This is a genomic window from Mycoplasma feriruminatoris, assembly GCF_000327395.2.
GTDB classification, from domain to species: domain Bacteria; phylum Bacillota_I; class Bacilli_A; order Mycoplasmatales; family Mycoplasmataceae; genus Mycoplasma; species Mycoplasma feriruminatoris.
In genome coordinates this window covers 912,957-938,410 of record NZ_CP091032.1, presented here as the reverse complement: position 1 = coordinate 938,410, position 25,454 = coordinate 912,957, and the positions used below count along the sequence as shown (strand labels likewise).

The window sequence follows — 25,454 nt, the reverse complement described above, 5'->3', positions numbered from 1 at the left end:
TCTAATTATTTATAAGTATGTTATTTGTCATCTTTTAAATTTAATTGCTGTTTTAGTTCAGTTAATTGCTGTTCTAAATCAGCAATTTTTTCTTCTAATTGTAAAAGAGTTGTTTATAAGAAGTAGAACTATTTTTAGGTCTACCGATTTGATTTTTCAAACCTTCAACTCCTTTTTCTTTAAATTGTTTTTCTCATAAAGCAACAGTTGAAGAGTTTTTAATACTAAAAAGTTTAATAGTTTGTGGGTAGCTTAAATTATATTCTTTTTTATGATTAATAACATGTAATTTAAACTCAGGATCATATTTAGTATGCCCTATACTTTTGCTAAGTCCCTGTTCATTAAACATATTATATTGATGAATTCAATCTCTAATAGTTCACACACTAAGATCGTATTTGTCAGCTAAAGATTTGACTGTAGCTCCTTTTTTGTGTTCTTCTATAATTTGTAGCTTAAAATCAATATCTTTTGGTAGCATATTATTACTCTTTTCTATATAATAAGTTAATTATAAAGATAAAAATTAATAAATTACATAAATTTTAAAATATCATTTATCACTACATTTTTATCTAATTCATTTAAAATTTCATGTCTAAACTGTGGATAAATAATTATTTGAGAATTATAACCTAGTTTTTCTAACTTATTATTAAACTTAATTACATCTTTACTATAGTTACTTACTGGATCATCACTTCCAGTTAATAACAAAATTCTTATATCTTTATTCATTTTAATTAAGTTCTTAGTTTTTAAGTTAAACAACATTCCTTTAAACATATCTTTAAAAGCAGAACTTGAAAACACAAACCCACAATACTTGTCTTTTAAAAACTTGTTTTGTATATTTGTATCTCTAGTTAGTCATTCAACTCCATTACTTGTTTTAGAATTAAACTTTTATTTAATTGTTTATAACTAAGATTTCAAATAAACTTATTTGGTTTTTTAGCTTTTATAAATAAAGAACTTAGATAAGTTAAAAATAAAGCTGAAGTTAAAACAAAACTATTAGTTTGATTAGTTCCACTTAATATTAAACCTTTAATAGTATCTGAATATTTAATAGCATAACTTCTAGCTACAAAACTACCCATAGAATGACCAAACATATAAATAGGAAGATCTGAATAATGAGTTTTAATATATTGATTTACTAATAGTTGATCTTCAACTAAACTATCTCAACCTTTGGTTTTGTTAAAATACCCAAGCTCTTTGTTTAATACACTAGTTTGTCCATGACCTCTTTGATCAATTCCAACTACTATAACATTGTTTTGGTTCATTTTACTTATAAAGTCTTGATATCTTTTTATATGTTCACAACTACCGTGAACTAGTTGAATAACTGCTAGTGGTCTATTAACTTCATCTCATTTATATAAAACTAGTTTTTTATTATCTTTACTAATAATAGTTTCACTTTTCATATAACCTCCTAAATTGTTTATAAATAAATTGTGCAACAAAAACTCATCCTAACCCCCCGCTACCTTAAACACGGACTAAAAATTTTCAATATTATAACAGGATTGTTTTCTGAATTGTACAGGAGACAATCCTTTTAATTTTTCTTTTATTCTTATATTGTTGAACCAATAAATATATTTATGTATTGCTTTAGTTAAATCTTCTATTGAATTGTATTTCTCACCATAATAAATTTCTTGTTTTAATAAACCAAAAAAATTTTCTATAATAGCATTATCTAAGCAATTACCTTTTCTAGACATACTTTGTATTATGTTATTTTCTTCTAGCGTACTTACTCAACTCGTGCTGATAATGAAATCCTTGATCAGAATGAATTACTAAACCATTTGTATTTTTAACCTTCTTAAGCGCTTTTTTTAGCATTGAATTAGTTAGGTTTAAGTTAGGTCTAGATTGAATTGAATATGAAATAATTTCACTGTTATAAAGATCAATAATTGGTGACAGATATAGTTTTTGACCATTAACTTTAAACTCTGTTACATCAGTACATCAAACTCTGTTTGCTTCTGTTGAAGAAAAATTTCTTTTAAAACATTGTCTGCGATTTTCCCAACAATTCCTTTATAAGAACTATATCTTCTGTTCTTTGTTCTAAATTTGACACACTGAATACCAAGTTCTTTAGTTAGCCTTAAAATTTTTTTGTGATTCACAATATATCCCATTGATTTTAAGGTCATTTTTAGCCGTCTATAGCCATATCTTTCAAATGATTTGTTGAATATATCAACAATTATATTTTTTAATTCCATATCCTTATCTATTGAATTTTCTAATTTCTTTTTTCATTCATAAAAAGAGGATTTAGGTAATTTTGCTATTTTTAAAAGAATAGAAACTTTAGCTTTTTTGTGAGTTTTTAGCATTTCTAAAATTACTTTTGTTTTTTCCTTGTTGATTCTTCTTCTGTCAACAAGGTGTTTAACTTTTTTCAGAATTCAACCTCTAATTTGTAGTATTCAACTTCTTCTTCTAATTGTTTTATTCTATCTTCATTATTAGTTGTTATTTTTGTTTTCTTTTTTTAACTGGTTTTTTCTTAGAGTTTTTCATAATTTTTTTAGGTCTTCCTATATTATTATTTAACCCTAAAATTCCATTTTCTTTATACTTTTTAACTCAACCAGCTATAGTTGATGAATGTATAATATTAAATTTTTTTGCAACTTCCCTGTATGATTCTTTAGTTTTAAGTTTATATAATACTATTTCTTGTTTTGCTTCCAAACTATAATGAGGTTTTGTTTTCTTGTGGGTAAGCGCTTCTATTCCAAACATTTCATATTTGTAAATTCAACCCTTTAAAGTATTAGCCGAGACATTATGCCTGTCTGCCAAATAGGTGCTATTTTTAACATTAAGTCTTTTAGCTTCTTTGACAATTTTTAATTTTTTTTCTAAGCTTCATTTAGCCATATAAAAACCCCACTTCCTGGATTTTTAGTCCGGAATATGGGGTTCGGGGGATAAGATGAGTTTTTTGATTATAGATAAGAATTTTATTGTTGTTTGCTAAATTCTTCTATTTGTTTGTCTAGATTTTGAATTTCTGATTTAAATTCTTCTAATTTGCTTTTAGCTTTTTCTTCATTTTTTATAATATCTTCATAGCATTTATATACTGCTTTAACGTGAGTTTTTTTAATTTTATTTAGATCAACTTTGTATTGCTCGGTTGGAGTAGAAACAAAGGTTTCAACAGTTCTTTTAATTAATTCGATTTCAATTTTTGCCTTACCTGCACTGTTTAAATTACTTCTGTAAAGTCCTTCAATTTCATCACTTAAATTAATAAGTTCATCTAATTTTTTAACTAAATTATCTTTTTTACTGATGATTCCAGAAAGTTTATCTTTAAGTTCTTTATCTTCTCTTTTTAATCTCTTATTAGTATTTTCAAAATCTTTTGTTTTTTCAGTTTCTTTTTCTATTTCAGTTTGAAGTTGTTTATTTTCATTAACAACTTTTTCTAATTCAGCTTTTTCTTCTTCTGTTTGTTTATTTAAAAATTCAATGAATTTATTTAAACTATCTACAGTAGCGTTAGCATTGTTAATATCATCTGAAGATTTACTTAATTTCTTTTCTAAGATTTCTTTTTCAACAATTCTAACTTTATTTTCAAGAGAAGTTTTTTCTTTACTTAATTGGTCATCAATGGTTGATAGGTATTCTACTTGTTTTTGTAATTTAGTAATATATAAGAATAACTCTTTATTTTCTTCATTTTTCTTACCTAATTCAGCTAAAGTAGGTTCAATTTTAGAACTCATATTTTCTAAATTAGCATTTTCGGTTGCTATTTTATTTTCTAGATCTTTAACACCATCTTTTAATTCTTTATGAGTTTTAGTTAATTCATCTAGTTTTTTCTTTCTTGTTTCTACAATTGTACTAATTGGTTTAGTTCTGTCTTTAATATCTTTTGCAGATTTTTCTAAGCTTTTAATATCATCTAATTTTTTTCTTAATTCTTTTGATAACTCAGAATTTAAATTTTTATTTTTTTCTTTATCTTCTCTTATTTTTTTGTTAGTATTTTCTATTGCTTTATCAATATTATTAAGTTCTGATTCTAGATTAGTTTTTTCACCTATTGCCTTATTTAAATCTTCTTTTTTAGAAACAACCATTCTATTTAAAGAATCAACTTGTTTTCTTATATTACTATTTTCTTTAGTCTTTTGGTCTCTTACTTTTTCTAAAGCAACCACTTTATTTTCAAAAACACTAAGTTCTTTTTGTTTTTTTACAGCTTCTTTGTGAAGTGGTTCATATTCTTTAGTGTAATTTTCTTTTTCAGTAGTGTTTTTATTTAGTTCAGTTTCTTCACTAGATAAGTCAGATAGAATTTTTTCATACTCTCTATCTTTTTCATCTTGAGTTCTCTTTAATTGTGCCTTAGTATTAGTTAATTCAGATTCTTCTCTTTTAGTTTTATCTAAAAGTTCTTTTTGTTTTTCTGTTTGAGCATTTACTTCACTAATTTTTCCATTGATTTTTTCTTTTTCTTTTAAAATATCAGAAATAGCTCCATTTAATTTTGTAATTCTATCTTTATATTCATTTGTAGAAGTAATGTTTGTTGCATTTTCTTCAGCTATTTTTTGTTCTAAATTTTTAATTTCTGCTTTGATACCATTAATTTTTTGTTCTACTTGTTTTTTGCTTTCTTCAAGTTGTTTTTTTTCTGAATTTAATTTAGTAATATTTTCTTCAGATTCACTAATAATACTTTTTTTGACAATAATATCGGCATCAACTCTTTGAATAGATTTTTTCAAACTATTTAATCCAGATTCAATAGTAGCTTTATTTGTTTTTTTATCTTTAATTTGTTTTTGAAGTTTTAATATTTCTTCTTTCTTATTTTCGATGTTTTTATGTTGTGAGTCTATCTTTTTATTTAATTCTTTAATTTCTTTTTCAGCTTTTTCTTTTTGACCTGCTAAAGATTGTATTTCTGCATTTATGCTATCAATACTTTGGTTTTTTGAATTGGTTTGTTCTTTAATTTCAGCTATTTTAGTTTCTAAGCCTTTAATTTCAGTATCTAAATTATTTCTATAAGTTTCTCTATTTGATTTTTTTTCTTCTAAAGCTTGTTTTTGTTTAGATAATTTATTATATTCAGTTTCTAAAATAAATATTTTTTCTTCGCTACGTTTTTTTAGATTTTTTCTATCGTTTTCTAGTTTTGTAACTTCTTTTTCTAAAGATTCAACTTGAGGTTTGATTGAATTAAAACTATTATCTAATTTTTTCTTATTTTCTTCAAGTGTTTTAACTTCTTGTTCTAATTCCTTTATAGCATTTGATATTTCTTCTTCATTTACTTTCTTTGAATCAAGAATACTTTTATTTTTCTTTATTGCTTTTTCTAATCGATCTTTTTGTTTAATAGATTCTATTAATTCTTTTGGAATATAGCTAAAAGAAGCTAATTTTTCTTTTGCATTAGTTAATTCTGATTGTTTTTCTTTTAACTCTACATTAATTTTGTAAAATTCAGATAATTTGCTTTTTAGAGCTTTTAATTCTTTTCTTTTTTGTATTAGACTAGCACTAGAATTTGTTAGGTTATCATCTAATGAAGCAAGTTTTTCACTTTCTTTGGCTAATAATTTTTTGTTTTCTTCAATTGATTTTTGATCAGAAGCAATTTTTTCTTCTAATTTTTTAATTTGATCTTGTTGTTTAGAATCAAGTTCTTTTAGTGGGTCAAGTATTTTTTTTATTTCATTATAATCTTTATTTAATTTATCTCGTTGAGTTTTGATTGTAGTAATTTGATCTTGTTTTTCTTTGATTTGTTTTTTAATACTATCTATAGAATCTTGAATGTTTTTAATACTTTTTTCTTTGTCTAATTTACCAAGAATTAATTTGTTGCTATTAGTTGTCTTGTCATTAATATCTTTTTCGATTTTTCCAATTTCAGATAATAAATTTTTTCTATCTTTTTGTTGGTTTGCAGAAACAGAAGTTATATTGTCATAAGCTACATATGATACACCAGATGTTGTAAAAAGAGTTAGACCTATTAATACGGCTAATAATTTTTTCATAACTTTTTCTCCTTATTATTCCTTTTTAATTAAGCATTTAATTTTTCTATTTCTCTTTTAATTTCATGTAGTTTATCTCTATATTTTGCTAATTGATCTGCAAAATCTTTAGTTTTTTCCACATAATCACTATCTAGTTTGTTTTTAAATTCTTCTAATTTCTTAGTAAATGCCTCTGATTTATCTTCTTTAAAGATATTGAAATTATTAAACTCTGTTTTTAGTTCTTCATATTGTTTTTCAAGAGCTTCAAAGTTTTTGTTGTGGTTATTAATAGCCTCTAAAATTTGTTGATTTTGCTTTTGAACTTCTTCTATCTTAGATTTAATTGTTTGTTTTTGATTGTTTTGTTCTTCTATTTCTTTTTCTAATTGAGCCTTTTCTTTTTCAAGTTCTTCTTTTACTTTTTGATTTGAAGCATTTTTTTCTCTTTCAATTTCTAATTTACTGTCAAGCTCAGCGTTTATTTGCTCAGCTTTTTTTAACTGTTCATCAGAATTAAGTGCAGCACGTTTAGCTTTTTCAACTTCGCTGTTAGCTTTTTCAACTTTTTCTTCAGCTGCAACAATATTTTTTAGCATTTCTTCTGCAGATTTGTCTACGCCTACTAATTCACGTCTTTTTCTTTTTAATAGTTCACTTTTTTCTGAACGTTCAACTTGATCTTTTTGTATCTTAGTAATTAATTCTTCTTTTTGTCTTTCTAGTACTTCTTTAAGTTCTAATTGTTCTTCTTTTTCTTTATCTATGTTTAAAGCTTCATTGTCTAAAGTAGTTTTTAAAGTTTCAACTGTTTTGATTTTTCCAGCAATGAAGCTTAACTTTTCTTCTAGTTTAGCTTTTTCTTTTGTTTGAATTGCAATTTCTAATTGAAGATCACTTTGTTTTTGAGTTATTTCAGATACTAGATCGTTATTTTCATTATATTTTCTTAATAATTCATAATATTGGTTACCAATTTCATATTCTTTCTTATCAAGACCTAAAATTGTATATCAATATATTCTATAAAATTCGTCTCAAATCTTTTTGTACTCATTTTTAACAGATTTAACATCTTTTTCTAAAGAGCGAACTTCTCTATTTTTAATAACTTTCTTTTTTTCTATAGATTCTTTTTCTCTTTGAATTTTTCTAATGTTTTCTTTAACGTCTTCTATTTCTTTATTTTTTGTAGTTATTTGTTTTTTATAATTTTCTTTTTCTTGATTTTGTTCATCTAAAACTTTATGTAATGCTTTATCTGCTGCTTTAAGTTCTTCTTCTCTTTGAGGAGCTTCAGATATTATTTTTCTAGCTTCTGTAATGTTATGTTTTGTTGTTTCAATTTCATTCTTAAGAGTTTGATTTTTGTTTTTGTTTTCTTCTAATTTAGAATTTTGAGTAGATATTAATTTTTCTTTTTCTCTAATATCATCCTTTTCTTTTTCTACTTCAGTTTCTAATTTCTTTTTCTTTTCTACTTCGCCATTGATTTCGTTTTTAATTTCTTCTAATTTAGATTCTAAAGTTCTTTTATCTTTTTCTCTTTTATCTTTTTCACTATTAGCAGAAACTAAAGAATTATTTAAATTACTGATTTCATCTTCTAGTTTTTTATCGTTTTTTTTATGTTCTTCTTTAAGTTTAGCTAATTGGGCTTCTTTTTGGGTTTTAGTTTGGTTAAAACTTGTAATTTGAGATTTTAATCCATTTATTTCATTAATTTTTGAAGAGATATCATTTTTAATTTGATTAAATTCACTATTTTTACTATCAATTGTTTGTTTTAGTTGATTTAGTTCGCCTTTTTTAGCAATTAAATTACTTTGTTCTTTGTGTACTCCTTGAGTTAATTTACTAATTTCATTTTGTAGTTCTTTATTTTCTCTAGTTAATTCATCAAGACTAGTTTGTTTTTTTTGAATTTCTTCTTCTAAATTTGTAAGATCTTTTTTCTTAGAATCTAATTTTGAAAGTGCATCTTTAATAGTTTTTAATTCTTTTTCTACTTCTTTTTGTTTTTCTTCACTTGCTTTTAAAGATTTAACCGCTTTATTCTTTTGATTTTCTAAATACTTTTTGTTATCTTTTAAACTAAGAATTTCTCGATAAAATTTCTCTGATTTTCTGTTTTCTTCACGGATTTCTCTATTTTTTTGATTAATTAGTGAATTAAGTTTTTGGATTTTATCATTTAGTTGCTTAGCAATGCGTTTAGTATCAAGTTCTAATATTTGACGTCTTTCATCTAATTTTTTATTCTTTGCTGAAAGCTCATCAAGTTTAATTTGTAACTGTGCGTTTTGTTCTTTTAAATCTTTAACTTTTTTCTTAAGTTCTTCAGATTTATTTTCATTTGCAATTAGTTTATTTAACTGTGCATCAATAGCACTTTTTTCATCAGATAGATTTATAATTTCTTTTTTATATTCTTCTTTTACTTTTATTACAGGTGCAAGCTCTTCTTCTTTTTCTTTAATTTTTTGTGCTAATTCATCAATTTCTTTTTGAATTTTTGTAATTTGATTTTGATTTGCTTTTGAATTATTATCTAGGGTTTTAAAGTCTTTTAAGATACGATCAATTTCTTTTTGAATTGAAAGTTTTTTTGCTTGAACTACTTCTAATTTAGATCTTAATGCACTAACTTCTTTTTGTTTATCTTCTAATTGTTTTTTACTATTAAATGCCTTAGTTTCTCATTTTTTCTTATCTTTTTCTAGTTCTGCAATTTTATCTTTATTAGTTGGATTTTCTTTTTTTAGTTTTTCAATTGTTTCTTTTGCTGTTTTAATATCTTCAGTTAGTTTTGTGATTTGGTTATTTTTGGCGGCAATTTCATTATTATTAGCTTCAATTTGTTTATTGATATAAGCTAGATCTTTTTCTAAAGATTTAATTGTCCCATCGTTTAAAATATCTTCAGCAGTTAATTTTTTAAATCTTTTATCAGTAGAATCTAGATTCTTTTTGTATAGATCTAATTTAGTAGAAAGATCTTTCATTTCTTGTTCGAAAGTCTTTCTTTCATCAACTCTGTTAGTACTTCTTGTAACGTTTTCATGTATTACATAAGTAATCCCAGATGATGTTAGAATACTTGTAACTGCAAGTAAGGCCAATAGTTTTTTCATATAACCCATCCTTTTTCTATGTTTTACTTCTATTAATTTTGTATTCTTTATTATTTTATTTTATTTATAAATAGAAAAGGATTTTTAACACGATTTTCAAAAAACTATATATTATAAAGCAATTCTTATCATTTGTATATACCTATTTTGGCGAAATTTTAAAAAAATTAGTAAAAATTGGTAAAAATACTCTGTTTTTTCAAAAAACCCTTGTATTTTCTACACTTTTTGTGTTTTTTTATAATTTAAAATAACAATACTTTTTTGTATTAAATTAAAGATATTTACTACTAATATCTATATTTATTTATTAACTTAGTAAAATGTATAATTTATATATAAATAAGTAGGTTAGTAAGTAAAAATAGTATATGAATGATGATTTTATTGAAAATGATTATCAAATAAGCTTATCAGTTAAGCGTTTATTAGAATTATGAGATAAAAACTTATTTGATAAATTTGAACTAGGTACTTTTAAAGGGTTAAGTCAAATACATTCTTATATGTTTAAAGATGTATTTAACTTTAATGGACAAATTAGAAAAGTAAACATATCTAAAAATAACTTTATGTTTTGTTTAACTAGATATTTAGAACAAAACTTAAAGTTAGTTGATAGTATGAAACAAAATACATTTGATCAAATAATAGATAAATATATTGAAATGAATATTTGTCATCCATTTAGATAAGGCAATGGTAGATCTACTAGACTTTGATTAGACCAAATATTAAAAAAACAACTCAAAGTTGTTGTTAATTGAACTAATATAAGTAAAGAAGAATACTTTTTAGCAATGTATAAATCTACAACTGATTCTTCTAGTTTAAAGTTATTAATTCAAAATAACTTAACAACTAAAATAAATGATAGAAATATTTATATTAAAAGTATTATTAAATCTTATGAATATGAAGGTTTTAAAGTTGATATAAACTAAGTTTTTTAAAAGTTCTAGGCTATTTTAAAATACCTAAGGTTTTTTATTTGTATTTAGTTTATTAGCAGTTTATTAATAATTGCTATAAATAAGAGTTATATAAAATAAAAAAGCTTCAGTAGAAGCTTTTTTACTAGTTATTAATATTTAAAGTTTTACTAGTAAATAAATAAATTATTTAATGCTAAAAACAAGATTAAAAAAATTTAAAAAACATATTGTGTATTTTTAAAAAGTATGTAGAATAGAAATTGACAAAAATAATTAATAATTTGTAACTAGAATTTCTATTGTTTTACCTTTCTTATTTTTTTGATAATTTGAATTATTGTAATTAAAATCTAAATAATGTATTTTATATTTACTAGACCAATCTTTTAATATAGTATTAGTTAAATTTTTATGTTCTAAAACATTTGATAAACAAAACTTAACATTTTTAACATTTTTATTATTTAATGAATCTAAGTTAATATAGTTTAATTCTTATTTCTTATTTTTAAACCTTGTATAAGATCTTGTGAACCTCTAATAAACATGTAAAATAAATGTGAATATAAACATAGTTAAAGTAAATGAGGTGTTATTTATGCAACCAAATAGAAAAAACACTATTGTAGATCTATTTGCTGGAGCTGGTGGATTAACACTTGGATTTACTCAAAATGATTTTGAAATATTAGATACAGTTGAATTTTGACAACCTGCAGTTGATACATATAATTACAACTTTAAAAAACACATAACAACTAAAGACATTACTGATTTAAATGTAAGACAGAATCTAGAAGATAATTTTAAAAACAAAACAAACTTAGTTATTGGTGGGTTTCCTTGTCAAGGTTTTTCAATGGCAGGAAAAAGAAGTAAAAGTGATCAAAGAAATCAATTATATAAATATACAATAGATGTAATTTCAAGACTACAACCATATGGATTTGTATTAGAAAATGTTAAAGGAATTTTATCTTATAAAGAAGCTGATGGAATATTAGTTATTGATAAGATTAAAGATATGCTAAGCAAGTTAAATTATCATACAGAATTTATTTTATTAGATAGTTCAAAATTTGGAGTTGCTCAAAAAAGAGAAAGAGTTATTTTTATAGGATGTAAAAACAAAGATAAAGTAGATCAAGTTATTAGTAGGTTAAAAGAATTTGATTTACCAATTGTTACAGTTAAACAAGCAATAGGTCATTTAGAACACATAACAAATGAAGACATTATAGCAAATCATACTTTTTCTAAACACTCAGAAGAAATGAAAAAAAGACTATCAGATCTTAAAGAAGGACAAAGCTTATCTAAAAGTTTTTCAGATGCTTTTAGAAAAATTTCATATGATAAACCCGCTCCAACAGTAAAAGAAAATCACGGTGGTGTACATGTGCATCCTGTTTTACCAAGAGTATTAACTCCTAGAGAATTAGCTAATTTGCAATCATTTCCAGAAAATTTTATTTTTTTAGGTACTAAATCAAATGTTTTAAAACAAATAGGAAATGCTGTTCCAGTAAAGCTATCATTTGAAATAGCAAAAATAGTCAAGGAGATATTTTTTAGTGAATAATTACTATAAAATAGCTATCAAATTACAAAAACTTTTATCAGAAGTAATACAAGAGATATTTAGTTATAAAAATAATGAACTTGAAATTAAAGTAGAAGATCTAAATATTTTACAAAGAGAAATTAATTCAGTTAGTTCATCTTCTGCAATAGGTTTTTTAGTAGAAGAATATTTAATTATAAATCTTTTAAATTATTTTAATTCTAGTAAAAATGATAAACAAATAATAATGAATATTAATAAAGTAACTAACAAAAATAGTTATGACTTTTCTATTAAATACAAAGAACATCTTTTTTATGTTAATTTAAAAAGTAATAAGACTAATAATAGAACAATAGCAGCTATTCAAAAACTTTATGATGATTATGTAAGTTATACTGAACAAACCCCATTACATTTTTTAGTTTTTAAAATTAACTATCACATTGGACTATCTACAGATAATCAAAATATTAAAATAATTATTGATAATACTCAATCTTATTTTTTAGAAGAAATTAATTTTGATCAATGACATCAAGATAAAAGATCTTGATCAGAAAAGTTAAATCTTAATTCGGGTAGACTTATAGTTTCAGATAAGTTTTTAAAAGATAATCTTTTAGAAATTGATCAAATTTCATATGAAAAAACTAAAGACCAATTAGCAAAAATATACAAACTAAATAGAAATGAAGATAAGTAATATTTTTATAAAAATTAATTTATCTTTAAATGTTTTTAAACATAAAAAAATGTAAGAAACTAATTAAATTAGTACTTCTTACATTTTTATTTTTGATTATTATTTTTCATATTTTTTAATTAGATCATCTGCAAAATCTAAAGCGCTTCTAACAGCTTGATCCATATTAATATATCTATATTGAGCTAATCTTCCTAATTGGTATAAGTTAGAAATCTTTTTGCTTTCTTCAACATATTTGTTGTAACGTTCTCTTGATTCATCGTTTGGAATAGGATAATATCTTTCAGAAAATTCTTTACTATTTTGTTCAAAAGCCCCTGGATATTCTTTTGAAATAATAGTATTTTGTTCATTTTTTACTTCTGGATAGAAATTCTTATATTCAGTAATTCTTGTCATTGAAGGGTGTTCAGGATAGTTAACTACAGCAGTTTGTTGTAAATTAGTTTTACTTAATTCTTCAAATTTAATGTTTAAAGATCTATAAGGTAATTTGTCATATTTATAACCAAACAATTCATCAATAGGAGCACAGTTAATTACAGGTTTAGTAATTAATTCATCATTAATATAAATTTGATTATCTTTAATTTGTAAATGCTTAGTAATATTAACTTTTAAAACAAGATCAATATTATCTGAAGATAACATATTTAATACCATTTGAGTATAACCATTAGTTGGTAAACCTTCATAAGTATCAGTAAAATAAGTATTTCTTTTAGTTAAATAAATTGGAACTCTTGCAAAAACTGAAACATCTAAATCTTCAATTTTCTTATCTCACATTTTACCAGTATAACTTGCAAAAATTCTTGTATAAATAGTTTGATAAATGTGTTGGTATTTGTCAATTTGTGATAATTCTAAAATAGTTACTTGTTCTTGATTAGGAAACTTTTCTTTTAAATAATTAATAAAATCTTCAGCTTCATTTGGAAATAATATTTTAATTGAATCAACATTAACTGGAAGTGGAATTAGTTCATCATCAATTTTTGCTTGTACAACATTTTTATATGAGTTAAAAGTTGTAAATTGATTTAAAAAATCAAATACTTCTTTGTCATTTGTATGAAAAATATGAGGTCCATATTGATGAACTAAAATATCATTTTTTTTATGATCATAAACATTTCCACCAAAATGATCTCTTTTTTCAATAATTAAAACTTTTTTGTTTTTTGGTAATTTTGCACAAACTGTAGCTGTACTTAAACCACAACCAATAAAAACATAATCATAAGTGTTGTTTATATTAGTTGGTATTGCTTTTATTGTGTTCATAAATCTCCTTTTAACAAGTTTTTTTACATACAAAAACTTATTTAGTTATCTTTGTTTTGTAAATGTGCTTTTCTAAAAGCAATTTCACTTTCTACAATTTCTTTAATATTAGTTTTTATTTGATAGTCTAACTCTTGACATAACTTAGTATTTGAAGCAACTAACATATCTGGATCTCCACTTCTTCTTGGAGCAATTTTGATATCTAGTTTACGTTTTAATTGGTTTTCAAATTCTTTTATAATTTCAAGATTGCTAAACCCTTTACCACTACCAATATTGTAGTAAAGATCACGGTTTTCTTTAACCATTTTAATTGCTGTTAGTAAATGTAGTTCAGCTAGTTCACAAACATAAACATAATCTCTAACACAAGTTCCATCATCAGTATTGTAATCTGATCCAAAAATACTAAACTCATCAGTTAATCCAAATGCAAAATAACTAATTGCAGGAATTAAATGAGTAGGTTTTTGATTGTTTTTAGTTAAATAACCAATTTTTTTACTTTTTGAAGCACCAGCAACATTAAAGTATCTTAAAAAAGTGTAATGAAAATTAGGATTTGCTAGTGCAAAATCTTTAATGATTTCTTCACCAAAATACTTTGTTCTTCCATAAGGTGAACAAGGTTCTTTAGGATCATTTTCATAAAAATAACCATTATGGCGAGAATTATTACCATAAACAGCAGCAGAAGATGAAAATACAAAATAATTAACATTATATTTTTGCATTGTTTTTAAAGTATTAACTAAACCTTGAATATTAGTTTGGTAATAATCAAGTGGTTTTTGTACTGATTCACCAACTTTAATTAATCCAGCTAAATAAATAACAACATCAATTTGATTATCATTAAATGTTTGATCTAGTTTATCTAAATCTAAAATATCGCCTTGAATAAATTTACTTTTTTGTTCAATAGCTTGACTAAAACCAGTAGATAAATTATCATAAATGATTACATTATTATCATCTGTTTTATTAATGATTTCAGCAACATGGCTACCAATATAACCAGCTCCACCAATTAAAAGATAATTCATAATAAACCTCTTCTATTTTGATTTTTATATTTTAATGAATATATCACATTAAATTTGTATTTGTGACATAAATTATTCAACTTAGTTTTAGACCTAAATTCGCCCATAAATTTAAGCAATACTTTATTTTAGAACATTTTTTAAAGACATTTTGAAATTTTACAAGTATTTTTTTAACAATAAATAATTTTAAAAAAACAGCCAAAAATCAAGTAAAAATTTTTTAAAAAAATTTAAATGTTTAAAACTTTTAATAATGCCCATATAATCTATGTTTTTTAAATTTATAGCTAAAAATCTAGAAAATATGACAAAAAAAAGATCTATTTTTTTAAATAAAGTTTTGCTATTATAGTACATAAGTTTTTTGGATATTTATATTCATTTAACAAATAGCAAGTATGTAAAAAAATTATGTATTGTCTAGGAGGTATGAAATGATTATTAACCATCAACTTAATACAGCTACAACTGTATTTTTCTATCTTACGTTAGTTATTGGAATAATTTTTATGTTATTCCTATCTTCTGACTGACTATTTTTTATGTTCGCATACATTAAAAACAAAAAGAAATTAACTAAATATAAACCTAAAAAAAATAGATCATTTGCAATTATTATTCCAGCACATAATGAATCTAGTGTTGTTGGAAAACTAATTGATAGTATTAAAGCTCAAAAATATGATGGAGTAATTGATATTTATTTAGTTGCAGATAATTGTAATGATAATAAAAAAACTTATAATGTTGGAATTAAAAAAAATGTTGTAGTTTTACAAAGATTTCATAAAACTTTAAAAGGTGGAAACTTTGCTATTCAACACGGTTTAAGATACATTAGAGATAATAATCTATTAGATAAATATGATTGTTTTTGCTCTTTTGATGCTGATAATTTATTAGATCAAAACTGAGTTTATGAAGTTAATAAAGCATATGATTTTTATTCAGATATTCAAGTTGTAACAACTTATAGAAACTCAAAAAACTATGCTGATAACTGAATTTCTAGTGCTTATTCAATTCAATTTTTAAAAGAATCAGATGTTATTAATAAAGGAAGAGCTACTTTAAATCATGCTTCTTATATTAATGGAACTGGGTTTTCTTTTACTAAAGAAATTTTAGAAAAAACTAATTGATGAGACTTTAACTCACTAAGTCATGATATTGAATTTACTCAATGATTGATGCTAAATAATATTAAAACTGGCTATACAGAAAATGCTTGTTTTTATGATGAACAACCAATAGATTTTAAAAGTTCTTGAAAACAAAGAATGAGATGAAGTGTTGGGTTTAAACAAGTTTGAAATATTTATAAATCTAGAATTCTTAAACAAATGTTTTCATTAAAAGCAAATAAAGTTAAGATATGAGCAAACTTTACAATGATTTCACCTGTTGTTCTTACACTTGTAATTAATTTATTATTTTGACTAATAACTACATTATTAATGGTTTCTAATTATGAAGTTAATTATGTTCATAATAGATTTATACAAGTTGCTCAAGTACAAAATAATTTTTATCATTTATTAGTTTATGCTCTTACAACTCCATTTGTTATTCATTTAATAATTTTTGTTAATTACTTACTTTGAGGAATTGTTGTTGTTATTAGAAATAGAAAATCTATTCATGCAACTAAATGACAAAAATTTAAATCAATATTTACTTATCCTTTATTTATGTTAACTTATATTCCTATTTCATTTTTAGCACTGTTTAGATCAACTTATTCAACTACTCCTATTGCTAGAAAAAGTGAAGTAGTGTTAAAAACAAAACCTAATAAAACAAGTAATAAATAAGAATGTTTAAGTTTATCTTAATTAAATTTCTATTTTTAAATAAAAATAAAAAATAATCATAAATGAACTTTAATTTTTTAAATAAAGCCTTATTTTATCGAGTTTTTTCATATTTATTTTGTTTTATAAATATAAAAATAAAAAATAAAAATCTGTTTAAAATCTGTTTATATTTAATAATTAAATTAATGTTTATTTATCATTTATATTTTGTATTGAAATTAATCTAAAGCTTTTTAATATCACTATTTTAGTATTAATTCTTTTATTATTGTTTAACTAATTTTAGATTAAGAATAAAAGTAAGAAATTAAGTAAATCTAATATGTGAGGTTCTAACTATGAAAATAAGAAAAGCCATTATTCCTTGTGCTGGATTTGGAACAAGATTTCTACCTTTTACTAAATCTCAAGCAAAAGAAATGTTACCTATTATTGATAAACCTGCAATAGAATATATTGTTCAAGAAGCTATAAATAGTGGAATTGAAGAGATTTTACTTATAATCAGATCTGGAAAAAATAATATAGCAAATCACTTTAATAGAAATAAAGAACTTGAACATTTTTTAGTAGAAAAAAATAAGTTAAGTGAATTAGAATTAATAAGTGAAAAATACAATGCAACAATTTATTATATTATGCAAGAAGAACAACTTGGATTAGGTCATGCAATTTCACTAGCAAAAGAATTTATAAAAAATGAACCTTTTGCTATACTTTTAGGTGATGACTTATTTAAATGCAACACACCTGCTATTAAACAATTAATAGATGTTTTTGAAAAATATCAACAAAACGTTTTAGGTACTATTTGTATTGATAAAAAAGATAGTAAAAAGTATGGAATTTGTAAAGTAGATCAGATTTCAGATGATGTTTATAAAGTTGAATCATTAATTGAAAAACCTGATGTTGAATGTGCACCAAGTAATATTGCAATTGGTGGTAGATATGTTTTATTACCTGAAGTATTTAAATATTTAGATATGCAAATAAAAGGCAAAAGTGGAGAAATTGAATTAACTGATGCAATATTAAAAACTTTAGATGAAACTGAATGTTATGCAAAAGTTATTAATGGTTCAAGATATGATCTTGGAAATAAAATTGGTTATTTACACGCTATTTTAGATTTTGGTTTAGAAAGAGAAGATTTAAAAGATCAATTCTTAAGTTTAATTGAAACTAAAATAGAAAAATTAACTGCAAGCAATTAATGAAATTAATTTAATATAAGGCATCAATTGATGTCTTTTTTTATTTATATTTATTTAATTTAATTACTCACTTTTTATAGAAAAAATGTATAATATTTTTTAGGCGATTTTTATTGTGGGAGAACTTATTTTTATAATTCATATGAACCACAGCGGATAAAAAACGACCTTAAAAATATAAGGAGAACAAGTTCGTGGCTAAAAAAATCACACGTGTGGCTAAATTAGAATTTATGGCTATGCAAGCAAAACCTGGTGCAGAATTAGCTTCATTAGGAATTAACATGCCTGCATTTACAAGAGAATTCAACGATGCTACTAAAGATAGAGCAGGAGATGTAGTTCCTGTTGTTATTACAGCATATGATGATAAATCATTTGACTTTGTTTTAAAAACTACTCCAACTGCATATATGTTAAAAAAAGTTGCAAAAATTGAAAGAGGAGCAAGTAATTCTAGAACTCAAACTGTTGCAACTGTTACATTAGATCAAATTAGATCTATTGCAGAATACAAAATGCCAGATTTAAATGCAAATACTGTTGAAGCAGCAATGAAACAAATTATTGGAACAGCTAAAAATATGGGAATCAAAGTTACAGGTATGGAGGACTTTAAATAATGGCTAAAATCAGTAAAAGATTTAAAGAAGCTTTAAGTAAAGTTGAAAAAAATAAAGTTTATCCATTAACTGAAGCTTTAGATTTAGCAAAACAAACTGCTACAACAAAATTTGATTCAACTGTTGAAGTTGCATTTAATTTAAACATTGACCCAAGAAAAGCTGATCAACAAATCCGTGGAGCTGTAGTTTTACCTGCAGGTACTGGAAAAACTCAAAGAGTTTTAGTTTTAACTAATACTAAAACTAAAGAAGCTGAACAAGCAAAAGCTGATATTGTTGGTGGAGAAGAATTAATCAACAGAATTAAAAATGAAAACTGATTTGATTTTGATATCATTGTTGCTACTCCAGAAATGATGGCAAAATTAGGAGCTATTGGTAAAATTTTAGGTCCTAAAGGATTAATGCCAAACCCAAAAACTGGAACTGTAACTATGGATGTTGCTAAAGCAATTGATGATATTAAAAAAGGAAAAGTTGAATATCGTGCTGATAAAGAAGGAAACGTTCATTTAATTATTGGTAAAGTTTCATTTGAAGCTGAAAGATTAGAAGAAAACTTTAAAGCTGTTATTGATGAAATTAGAAGAGTTAAACCTCAAACTGTAAAAGGTGATTACATTAAAAATGTAACTTTATCAACTACAATGGGTCCTGGTATCAAAGTTGAATTTTAATAATTAAGAACAACTCATTAGAGTTGTTTTTTTGTCATTTAATATAACAAAAATAAAAATAAATGGTAATATTATATTGCTATTAATACCTAAGACAGTAACGGGGATATTCCCTTAATCATGTTACCGAGGAAAACTGACTTGTTTAAAAAACATTTTTTTGTTTTGTCCTTGGTTTTAGTGTTACTAGCCAAGGTTTTTATTTTATTTAAAAAAGGAGGAGTCTAAATGTCAAATTCAAGACCTGCTCACGCACGTAAAGCTGAAATAGTTGCTGAAATTGTTTCAAAAATTAAAAGTGCTCAAGGTGTTGCAATTGCTGAATACAAACATTTAACAGTTGCTAAAATGACTGAATTAAGAGTTCAAGCCTTAAAACAAAATATTGATATTAAGGTTTACAAAGATTCACTTGTAAGAAGAGCTGCTGAAGAATTAGGTTTAGTTGATTTAATTCCATTCTTAACTCAACAAAACGTATTTATCTTCTCAACTGAAGATTCAATTTCTGCAGCTAAATTAGTTGCAAATTTTGCTAAGAAAAATGACGCTCTTAAATTAAAAGCTGGTATTTATGAAGGCAAAGTTGTTGATACTGCTGGAATCAATGAAGTTGCATCTCTACCATCAAAAGAAGAACTATACTCAATGTTTGCTTCAAGTTTACTATACCCATTGAGAAAAGTTATGGCTGCTATTAACGCAGTTGCTGAAACTAGAAATTAATAAACTATACAATTTAAAAGTATTAGTAGCAACATTTAAAAAAATATATATAAAGGAGAATTAATATCATGCCAATCACTAAAGATGAAATTATTAAAGCATTAGAAGAAATGAAATTAAACGAATTAAACGAATTAGTTAAAGCTATTGAAGACCACTTTGGAGTTGTTGCATCAGTTGGTGTTGCAGCTGCTGCTCCAGCTGAAGCTGCTGATGCTGCTCCAAGTGAAGTTTCAGTTGTTATGACTTCAGTAGGACAACAAAAAGTTGCAGTTATTAAAGTAGTTAAAGAATTAACTGGTGTTGGATTAATGGATGCTAAAAAAATCGTTGATGGAACAATGCCTGTAACTATTAAAGAACACGTAAAACCAGAAGAAGCTGAAGAAATGAAAGCTAAATTAGTTGAAGCTGGAGCTTCAATCGATTTAAAATAAGCCAATTTCTAAATAATTTTTAAACTCACCATAATGGGTGAGTTTTTGTGTGTTTAATTGCTTTTCACATTAAAAAAAAATATAATTAAATAATCGAGTATAGTTTAGTTGTTAAGAGCTTCTGCTATGCTCTATCTTATTTTTTGGTCAACTATAAAAGGATAAAATCTATGAGTTTTGACTATTTTTTAAACACCAAATCACTTAATAAAATTAATAGAAAATTAGAAAATAATATTTATAAAACATCTCTTCCCTACTCAACAGCAAATAAATTAAATTATAACTTTGTTGATAAACTTTCAAAAGATCGGTTTTTAAGTTACTATACAAAGGCTTTTTATGATGATTTTTTAGAATCTAGTGTTGAAAAGAAACTAAAAACTTATGAACTAGCTTTACTTGTAATGATTGAAACTAAAACTGATTTAGATTTTTTATCTATTTTAAAAATCTTTAAAGAAATAAAAAAAGGTAAAAGACCTACTAATTATTTAGAACGATTAATTTTTAATATTATTTATGCTTATGAATATATTAAAAAACCTAAAGTTTTAATTAATGAAGAAAACTTAGAGATGTTAATTAGTATTTTATTAGTTGGATTAGAGTTTGATTTAGATTTAAAAAATAACTATTATAGAACACCAAAAACTAAGACACTTATTTCTAATGTTTTATCTAATCAACAAATTAGTAAAGAATTAGAAAGTTTACTAAACTATTTAAAATTTTTACAAGCTAATAACTTATGTACTTATAGTCAAACTTATTTAATATTTAGTACATTAGTTATGATTTCACCTTTTCAAAAATATAATTTAATATTTGCAACTTTATTATGTCAGTGAATCTCATTTCAATATAGTAATTCATATAAGTTAGTAATTCCGATTTGTTATTTTTTAAAAAATTCAAATGATTATATGAATGAGTTAGATGATTTAAATAATAAAGATTTAAACATTGATAATGTTATTGATCTTTTTAATACTGATTATTTAAAAAGTATTAATTTATACAATCATGCTAGTTGTATTTATAAATGAGCTAAAAAAGACAAAAAAAGGTTGTGAGTATTTGAAGATGATACTAGTTTTATTGTTTTAATTTTAATTTTACAAAATACTAAAAGTTTATCTTTTAATAACATAAAAACCTTATTAGCAATTAATAAGATTAAGTTATTTGATGATGAACAAATTAAAAATGCTTTAGCTAAATTAGTAGCTAATCAAGTATTACAAACAACAAATAATAGTGTTGTTAAATATGTAATAGTTGATAAATATTTAGAAAAATCTAAATATTTAGTAAACATGAAAGGACTATACAATGGCTTATAAAATCAGAAAAATTAATCGTAATGTAGAACGTCGTGATTATACTAAAGTGTCAATGAACCTTTCTCTACCAAACTTAATTGGTATTCAAACTGAAACTTTTGAATGATTTAAAACTAAAGGAATTCAAGAAGTTTTAGATGAGTTTTTCCCAATTTTATCATTTGATGGATCAAGTGTTTTAACTTTAGAAAACTGAGGGTTTAAAGAACCTAGATTAAGTGTAAGACAAGCAAGAGAAGAATCAAAAATCTATGATGCTCCAATTTATGCAAATCTAAAACTATCAGTTAATAAAACTGAAGAAATTCAAAAAGAATTTGATGGTGTTAATTTAGATGATACTTTACAAGTTTTAACTAGATGATTAGAAGAAAAAACTGCAGGTAAATCTATTACATTAAAACAACAAACTCAAAATTCATACTTTTTTGAATTAACTGTTAAAAAAGCAGAAAAACCAGATCTAATTCAAATTGATATTATTGAAGATAAAAGAACTTCATTGATTTGTAATGTAGCTATTTATAAATCAGGTGAAGTGTTTTTAGGTGATTTTCCATTAATGACAGAAGCTGGAACTTTTATTATTAATGGTTCTCAAAAAGTTATTGTATCTCAATTAGTAAGATCTCCAGGAGCTTATTTTAATAAAGAATTAAACCGTAAAACTGGAGAAATGATCTATTTTGCAGACATCATTCCAAGTAGAGGAACTTGATTAGAATATGAAACTGATTCTAAAAAAACTGGAACTGATGCAATCAATCCTTTATATGTAAAAATTGATAAATCAAGAAAAACTACTGCTACTTCATTACTATTAGCATTTGGAATTAGTAAAGAAGATATTTTAGATCTTTATGATAATGATGAAGTATTAGCTGAAACTTTACAACAAGATTCAATTATTGGTGATTTTAAAATTGATTGATCTAACCAAGTTCAAGAAATTTATAAAAAAATTAGACAAGGTGAAACTGCAACTAGTGAAGGTGCTTCTAAATTTATTAATAGTATTTTATTTGATAAAAGAAAATATGATTTAACTAAAGCTGGAAGATTTAAATTAAAACAAAAACTTTCAATCAAAAATAGAATTTTAAATAAAGTAATAGCAGAAGATATTGTTGATGAAAATAATAATGTTTTAATTGCCAAAAATACTGAAGTTGATAAACATAACATTAAACAAATTAGTGCTATTTTAGATCAAGATGTAATGTGTGTTGATCTAAACTATTTATCAGATATTCCTGGAAATAGAAAAGTTCAAAAAATTAAAGTTTATAAAGATAGTGAATTAAAAACTGAAACTACTTGTTTAATTGGATTAACTAGTCAATCTAATGAAGAATTTATAACTGTAGCTGATATTTTATCAACAGTTTCTTATTTATTAAACTTAAAATATAACATTGGTGAAATTGATGATATTGATAATTTAGGAAACAGAAGAGTTAGAACTGTTGGTGAATTATTACAAAATCAATTCAGAATGGGATTAAACCGTATTGATAAAAATGTTAAAGAAAAATTAGCTACAAGTGATTTATATAAAGTAAGAACTTCAACAATTATTAATGCAAAACCTTTAACTGCAATTATTGGAGAATTTTTCAACTTATCACAACTTTCTCAATTCATGGATCAAATTAACCCATTATCAGAATTAACTAATAAACGTAGATTAACAGCTTTAGGACCTGGTGGATTATCAAGAGATAGAGCTGGATTAGAAGTTCGTGACGTGCATCCTTCTCATTATGGAAGAATTTGTCCTATTGAAACTCCAGAAGGACCAAACATTGGTTTAATTAATAACTTATCAACTTATGCAAAAGTTAATGAATATGGATTTATTACAACTCCATATAGAAAAGTTATTGATGGAATTATTCAAAATGATCAAGTTGAATATTTAACAGCTGATCAAGAAAAGAACTTTATTATTGCTCAATCTAATGTAAATCAAGATGAAAATGGAAAAATTTTAGATGAAATTATAGTTTCACGTTTTAATGGTGATGACTATATGGCTAAAGTTGAAGAAATTGATTATATTGATGTTTCACCAAAACAAATTGTCTCAGTTGCTACTTCAGGAATTCCATTCTTAGAAAATGATGATGCTAACCGTGCTTTAATGGGTGCTAACATGCAACGTCAAGCTGTTCCTTTAATTAGACCAGAATCACCAATTGTAGCAACAGGTATTGAATTTGAAGCTGCTCGTGACTCAGGAGAAGCTGTTGTTGCAAAAGAAGATGCAATTGTAAAATATGTTGATTCAAAAACTATTATTACTGATGGAGAATCTGGAATTAGAACTTATGTTTTATCAGATTATGAAAGATCAAATAATGGTACTTCATTAACACAATCACCACTTGTAAGAGTTGGAGATATGGTTAAAAAAGGAGAAATTATTGCTGATGGACCTTCAATGGATCAAGGTGAATTAGCAATTGGTCAAAATGTTGTTGTTGCCTTTTCAACTTATAATGGATATAACTTCGAAGATGCGATTGTTATGTCTGAAAGAGTTGTTATGGATGATAGATTTACTTCAATTCATATTGATGAATATACTTTAGAAGTAAGAAATACAAAACAAGGTCAAGAAGAAGTAACTAGAGAAATTCCAAATATGTCAGAACAAGCCAAACGTCATTTAGATGCTGAAGGTATTGTTGCTATTGGAACTGAAGTTAAAGTTGGAGATGTTTTAGTTGGAAAAGTAACTCCAAAAGGACAAGTTCAACTTTCTCCAGAAGATAGATTACTACATGCTATATTTGGTGAAAAATCTAGAAATGTTAAAGACAATTCATTAAGAGTTCCAAATGGTGGAGAAGGAATTGTTCAATCAATTAAACGTTTTAAAGCAAAAAGTGCATTAAATCCTGATGGAATTGAATTACCAGCTGACATTATTGAAGTAATTAAAGTTTATGTTGTTCAAAAACGTAAAATCCAAGAAGGAGATAAAATGTCTGGACGACATGGAAACAAAGGTATTATTTCAAGAATTTTACCTATTGAAGATATGCCACATCTAGAAGATGGAACTCCAGTTGATATTATCTTAAACCCACAAGGTGTGCCTTCTCGTATGAACATTGGTCAAATTCTAGAAATCCATTTAGGAATGGCTGCTAAAAAATTAAATCAAAAAGTTATTACTCCTGTTTTTGAAGGTTTAAATGAAAAAGAACTAGAAGAAATTATGCAAGAAGCTGGAATGACTAATTATGGTAAAGTTACTTTAATTGATGGTCAAACTGGTGAACCATTAGATAAACCAATTGCAGTTGGAGTTATGTATATGTTAAAACTATCACACATGGTTGATGATAAGATACATGCACGTAACGTTGGTCCTTATTCATTAATTACTCAACAACCATTAGGAGGAAAAGCTCAAAATGGTGGTCAACGTTTTGGAGAAATGGAAGTTTGAGCTTTAGAAGCTTATGGAGCAGCTCACACATTACGTGAAATTTTAACAATTAAATCAGATGATATTAAAGGTCGTTCTAAAACTTATGAAGCAATTGTTAGATCTAAAAAAATTCCTGAACCTGGAATTCCAGAATCATTTAACGTTTTATCAAAAGAAATTATGGGTCTAGGATTTAATATGTATATGATTGATGAAGATGGTGAAAAATCAGCAATTAATGCATATGATAGAAAAGACTTTGAAGCTGATAATTATGAAGATGATGAAATTTTAGTAAAAACAGATAGTCTATATATTGATGATGAAGATGTTGATGCTGAATTTGAAGATTTAACTTATGTTGATGAAAACGACATTTTAAAATCATTTGAACTAGATGATGATGAAGAAGAATAATTGGGGGCA

The 25,454-nt window shown here is 24.6% G+C and carries 19 protein-coding genes, 1 pseudogene and 1 other annotated feature; of the genes and pseudogenes, 12 read left to right on the top strand and 8 right to left on the bottom strand.

The window, feature by feature from the left end; genetic code table 4:
• Positions 1 to 94: 94 nt before the first annotated feature.
• From D500_RS03985 to D500_RS03960, 6 genes and pseudogenes are all read right to left on the bottom strand, one after another.
• Positions 95 to 484 (bottom strand): helix-turn-helix domain-containing protein, encoded by a 390-nt coding sequence (locus D500_RS03985; RefSeq protein WP_239759421.1) that lies wholly within the window; start codon positions 482 to 484, stop codon positions 95 to 97.
• 53 nt (positions 485 to 537) lie between these two features.
• On the bottom strand, positions 538 to 816 hold the full coding sequence (locus tag D500_RS03980; RefSeq protein ID WP_239759420.1) for an alpha/beta hydrolase: 279 nt from the start codon (positions 814 to 816) through the stop codon (positions 538 to 540).
• Positions 817 to 869: 53 nt separating this feature from the next.
• Positions 870 to 1,442, bottom strand: coding sequence for an alpha/beta hydrolase (locus tag D500_RS03975; RefSeq protein ID WP_239759419.1), 573 nt, complete (start codon positions 1,440 to 1,442; stop codon positions 870 to 872).
• A 75-nt stretch (positions 1,443 to 1,517) separates the two neighbouring features.
• Positions 1,518 to 2,925, bottom strand: a pseudogene (locus tag D500_RS03970) (IS3 family transposase).
• Between the two features lie 83 nt (positions 2,926 to 3,008).
• The gene (locus tag D500_RS03965; RefSeq protein WP_008362702.1) at positions 3,009 to 6,077 is read right to left on the bottom strand and encodes a hypothetical protein; all 3,069 of its coding nucleotides are present in this window, start codon (positions 6,075 to 6,077) and stop codon (positions 3,009 to 3,011) included.
• A gap of 29 nt (positions 6,078 to 6,106) precedes the next feature.
• Positions 6,107 to 9,193 (bottom strand): hypothetical protein, encoded by a 3,087-nt coding sequence (locus tag D500_RS03960; RefSeq protein ID WP_008362704.1) that lies wholly within the window; start codon positions 9,191 to 9,193, stop codon positions 6,107 to 6,109.
• 371 nt (positions 9,194 to 9,564) lie between these two features.
• On the opposite strand from D500_RS03960, the gene D500_RS03955 reads away from it, so the two are divergent.
• The 4 genes from D500_RS03955 (at position 9,565) to D500_RS03940 (ending at position 12,398) form a co-directional block, all read left to right on the top strand.
• A complete protein-coding gene (locus D500_RS03955) occupies positions 9,565 to 9,888 on the top strand; it encodes a putative cell division protein (RefSeq protein ID WP_008362706.1) in 324 nt (107 codons plus the stop codon).
• A 105-nt stretch (positions 9,889 to 9,993) separates the two neighbouring features.
• Positions 9,994 to 10,137, top strand: coding sequence for a hypothetical protein (locus D500_RS03950; RefSeq protein ID WP_008362708.1), 144 nt, complete (start codon positions 9,994 to 9,996; stop codon positions 10,135 to 10,137).
• A 589-nt stretch (positions 10,138 to 10,726) separates the two neighbouring features.
• On the top strand, positions 10,727 to 11,710 hold the full coding sequence (locus D500_RS03945; protein ID WP_008362710.1) for a DNA cytosine methyltransferase: 984 nt from the start codon (positions 10,727 to 10,729) through the stop codon (positions 11,708 to 11,710).
• Positions 11,703 to 12,398, top strand: a complete 696-nt coding sequence (locus tag D500_RS03940; protein WP_008362712.1) for a UpaP162 family type II restriction enzyme — start codon at positions 11,703 to 11,705, stop codon at positions 12,396 to 12,398. Before D500_RS03945 ends, D500_RS03940 begins: the two co-directional genes overlap by 8 nt.
• Positions 12,399 to 12,497: 99 nt before the next feature.
• On the opposite strand, the gene glf is transcribed toward D500_RS03940, so the two are convergent.
• Positions 12,498 to 13,688 carry a UDP-galactopyranose mutase gene (gene glf / locus D500_RS03935; protein WP_008362714.1) on the bottom strand — a complete coding sequence of 397 codons (1,191 nt, stop codon included), beginning with the start codon at positions 13,686 to 13,688 and terminating at the stop codon, positions 12,498 to 12,500.
• Positions 13,689 to 13,729: 41 nt separating this feature from the next.
• Positions 13,730 to 14,737 carry a UDP-glucose 4-epimerase GalE gene (gene galE / locus D500_RS03930; RefSeq protein WP_008362715.1) on the bottom strand — a complete coding sequence of 336 codons (1,008 nt, stop codon included), beginning with the start codon at positions 14,735 to 14,737 and terminating at the stop codon, positions 13,730 to 13,732.
• A 440-nt stretch (positions 14,738 to 15,177) separates the two neighbouring features.
• Between galE and D500_RS03925 the strand changes: the two genes are divergently transcribed.
• The 8 genes from D500_RS03925 (at position 15,178) to rpoB (ending at position 25,445) form a co-directional block, all read left to right on the top strand.
• On the top strand, positions 15,178 to 16,554 hold the full coding sequence (locus D500_RS03925) for a glycosyltransferase family 2 protein (protein WP_239759492.1): 1,377 nt from the start codon (positions 15,178 to 15,180) through the stop codon (positions 16,552 to 16,554).
• A 341-nt stretch (positions 16,555 to 16,895) separates the two neighbouring features.
• A complete protein-coding gene (locus tag D500_RS03920) occupies positions 16,896 to 17,774 on the top strand; it encodes a UTP--glucose-1-phosphate uridylyltransferase (RefSeq protein ID WP_008363018.1) in 879 nt (292 codons plus the stop codon).
• Positions 17,775 to 17,968: 194 nt separating this feature from the next.
• Entirely contained in the window at positions 17,969 to 18,397 is a 429-nt protein-coding gene (gene rplK, locus D500_RS03915; protein WP_008363020.1) for a 50S ribosomal protein L11, read from the top strand.
• Positions 18,397 to 19,077, top strand: a complete 681-nt coding sequence (gene rplA / locus D500_RS03910) for a 50S ribosomal protein L1 (protein WP_008363023.1) — start codon at positions 18,397 to 18,399, stop codon at positions 19,075 to 19,077. The genes rplK and rplA overlap by 1 nt, the downstream gene beginning before the upstream one ends.
• A gap of 70 nt (positions 19,078 to 19,147) precedes the next feature.
• Positions 19,148 to 19,289: a sequence feature (ribosomal protein L10 leader region), on the top strand.
• A gap of 16 nt (positions 19,290 to 19,305) precedes the next feature.
• Positions 19,306 to 19,803, top strand: coding sequence for a 50S ribosomal protein L10 (gene rplJ, locus D500_RS03905; RefSeq protein WP_008363025.1), 498 nt, complete (start codon positions 19,306 to 19,308; stop codon positions 19,801 to 19,803).
• A 68-nt stretch (positions 19,804 to 19,871) separates the two neighbouring features.
• Entirely contained in the window at positions 19,872 to 20,240 is a 369-nt protein-coding gene (rplL, locus tag D500_RS03900) for a 50S ribosomal protein L7/L12 (protein WP_008363027.1), read from the top strand.
• Positions 20,241 to 20,410: 170 nt separating this feature from the next.
• Entirely contained in the window at positions 20,411 to 21,586 is a 1,176-nt protein-coding gene (locus D500_RS03895; protein WP_008363028.1) for a hypothetical protein, read from the top strand.
• On the top strand, positions 21,576 to 25,445 hold the full coding sequence (rpoB, locus tag D500_RS03890; RefSeq protein ID WP_008363029.1) for a DNA-directed RNA polymerase subunit beta: 3,870 nt from the start codon (positions 21,576 to 21,578) through the stop codon (positions 25,443 to 25,445). The genes D500_RS03895 and rpoB overlap by 11 nt, the downstream gene beginning before the upstream one ends.
• Positions 25,446 to 25,454 lie beyond the last annotated feature (9 nt).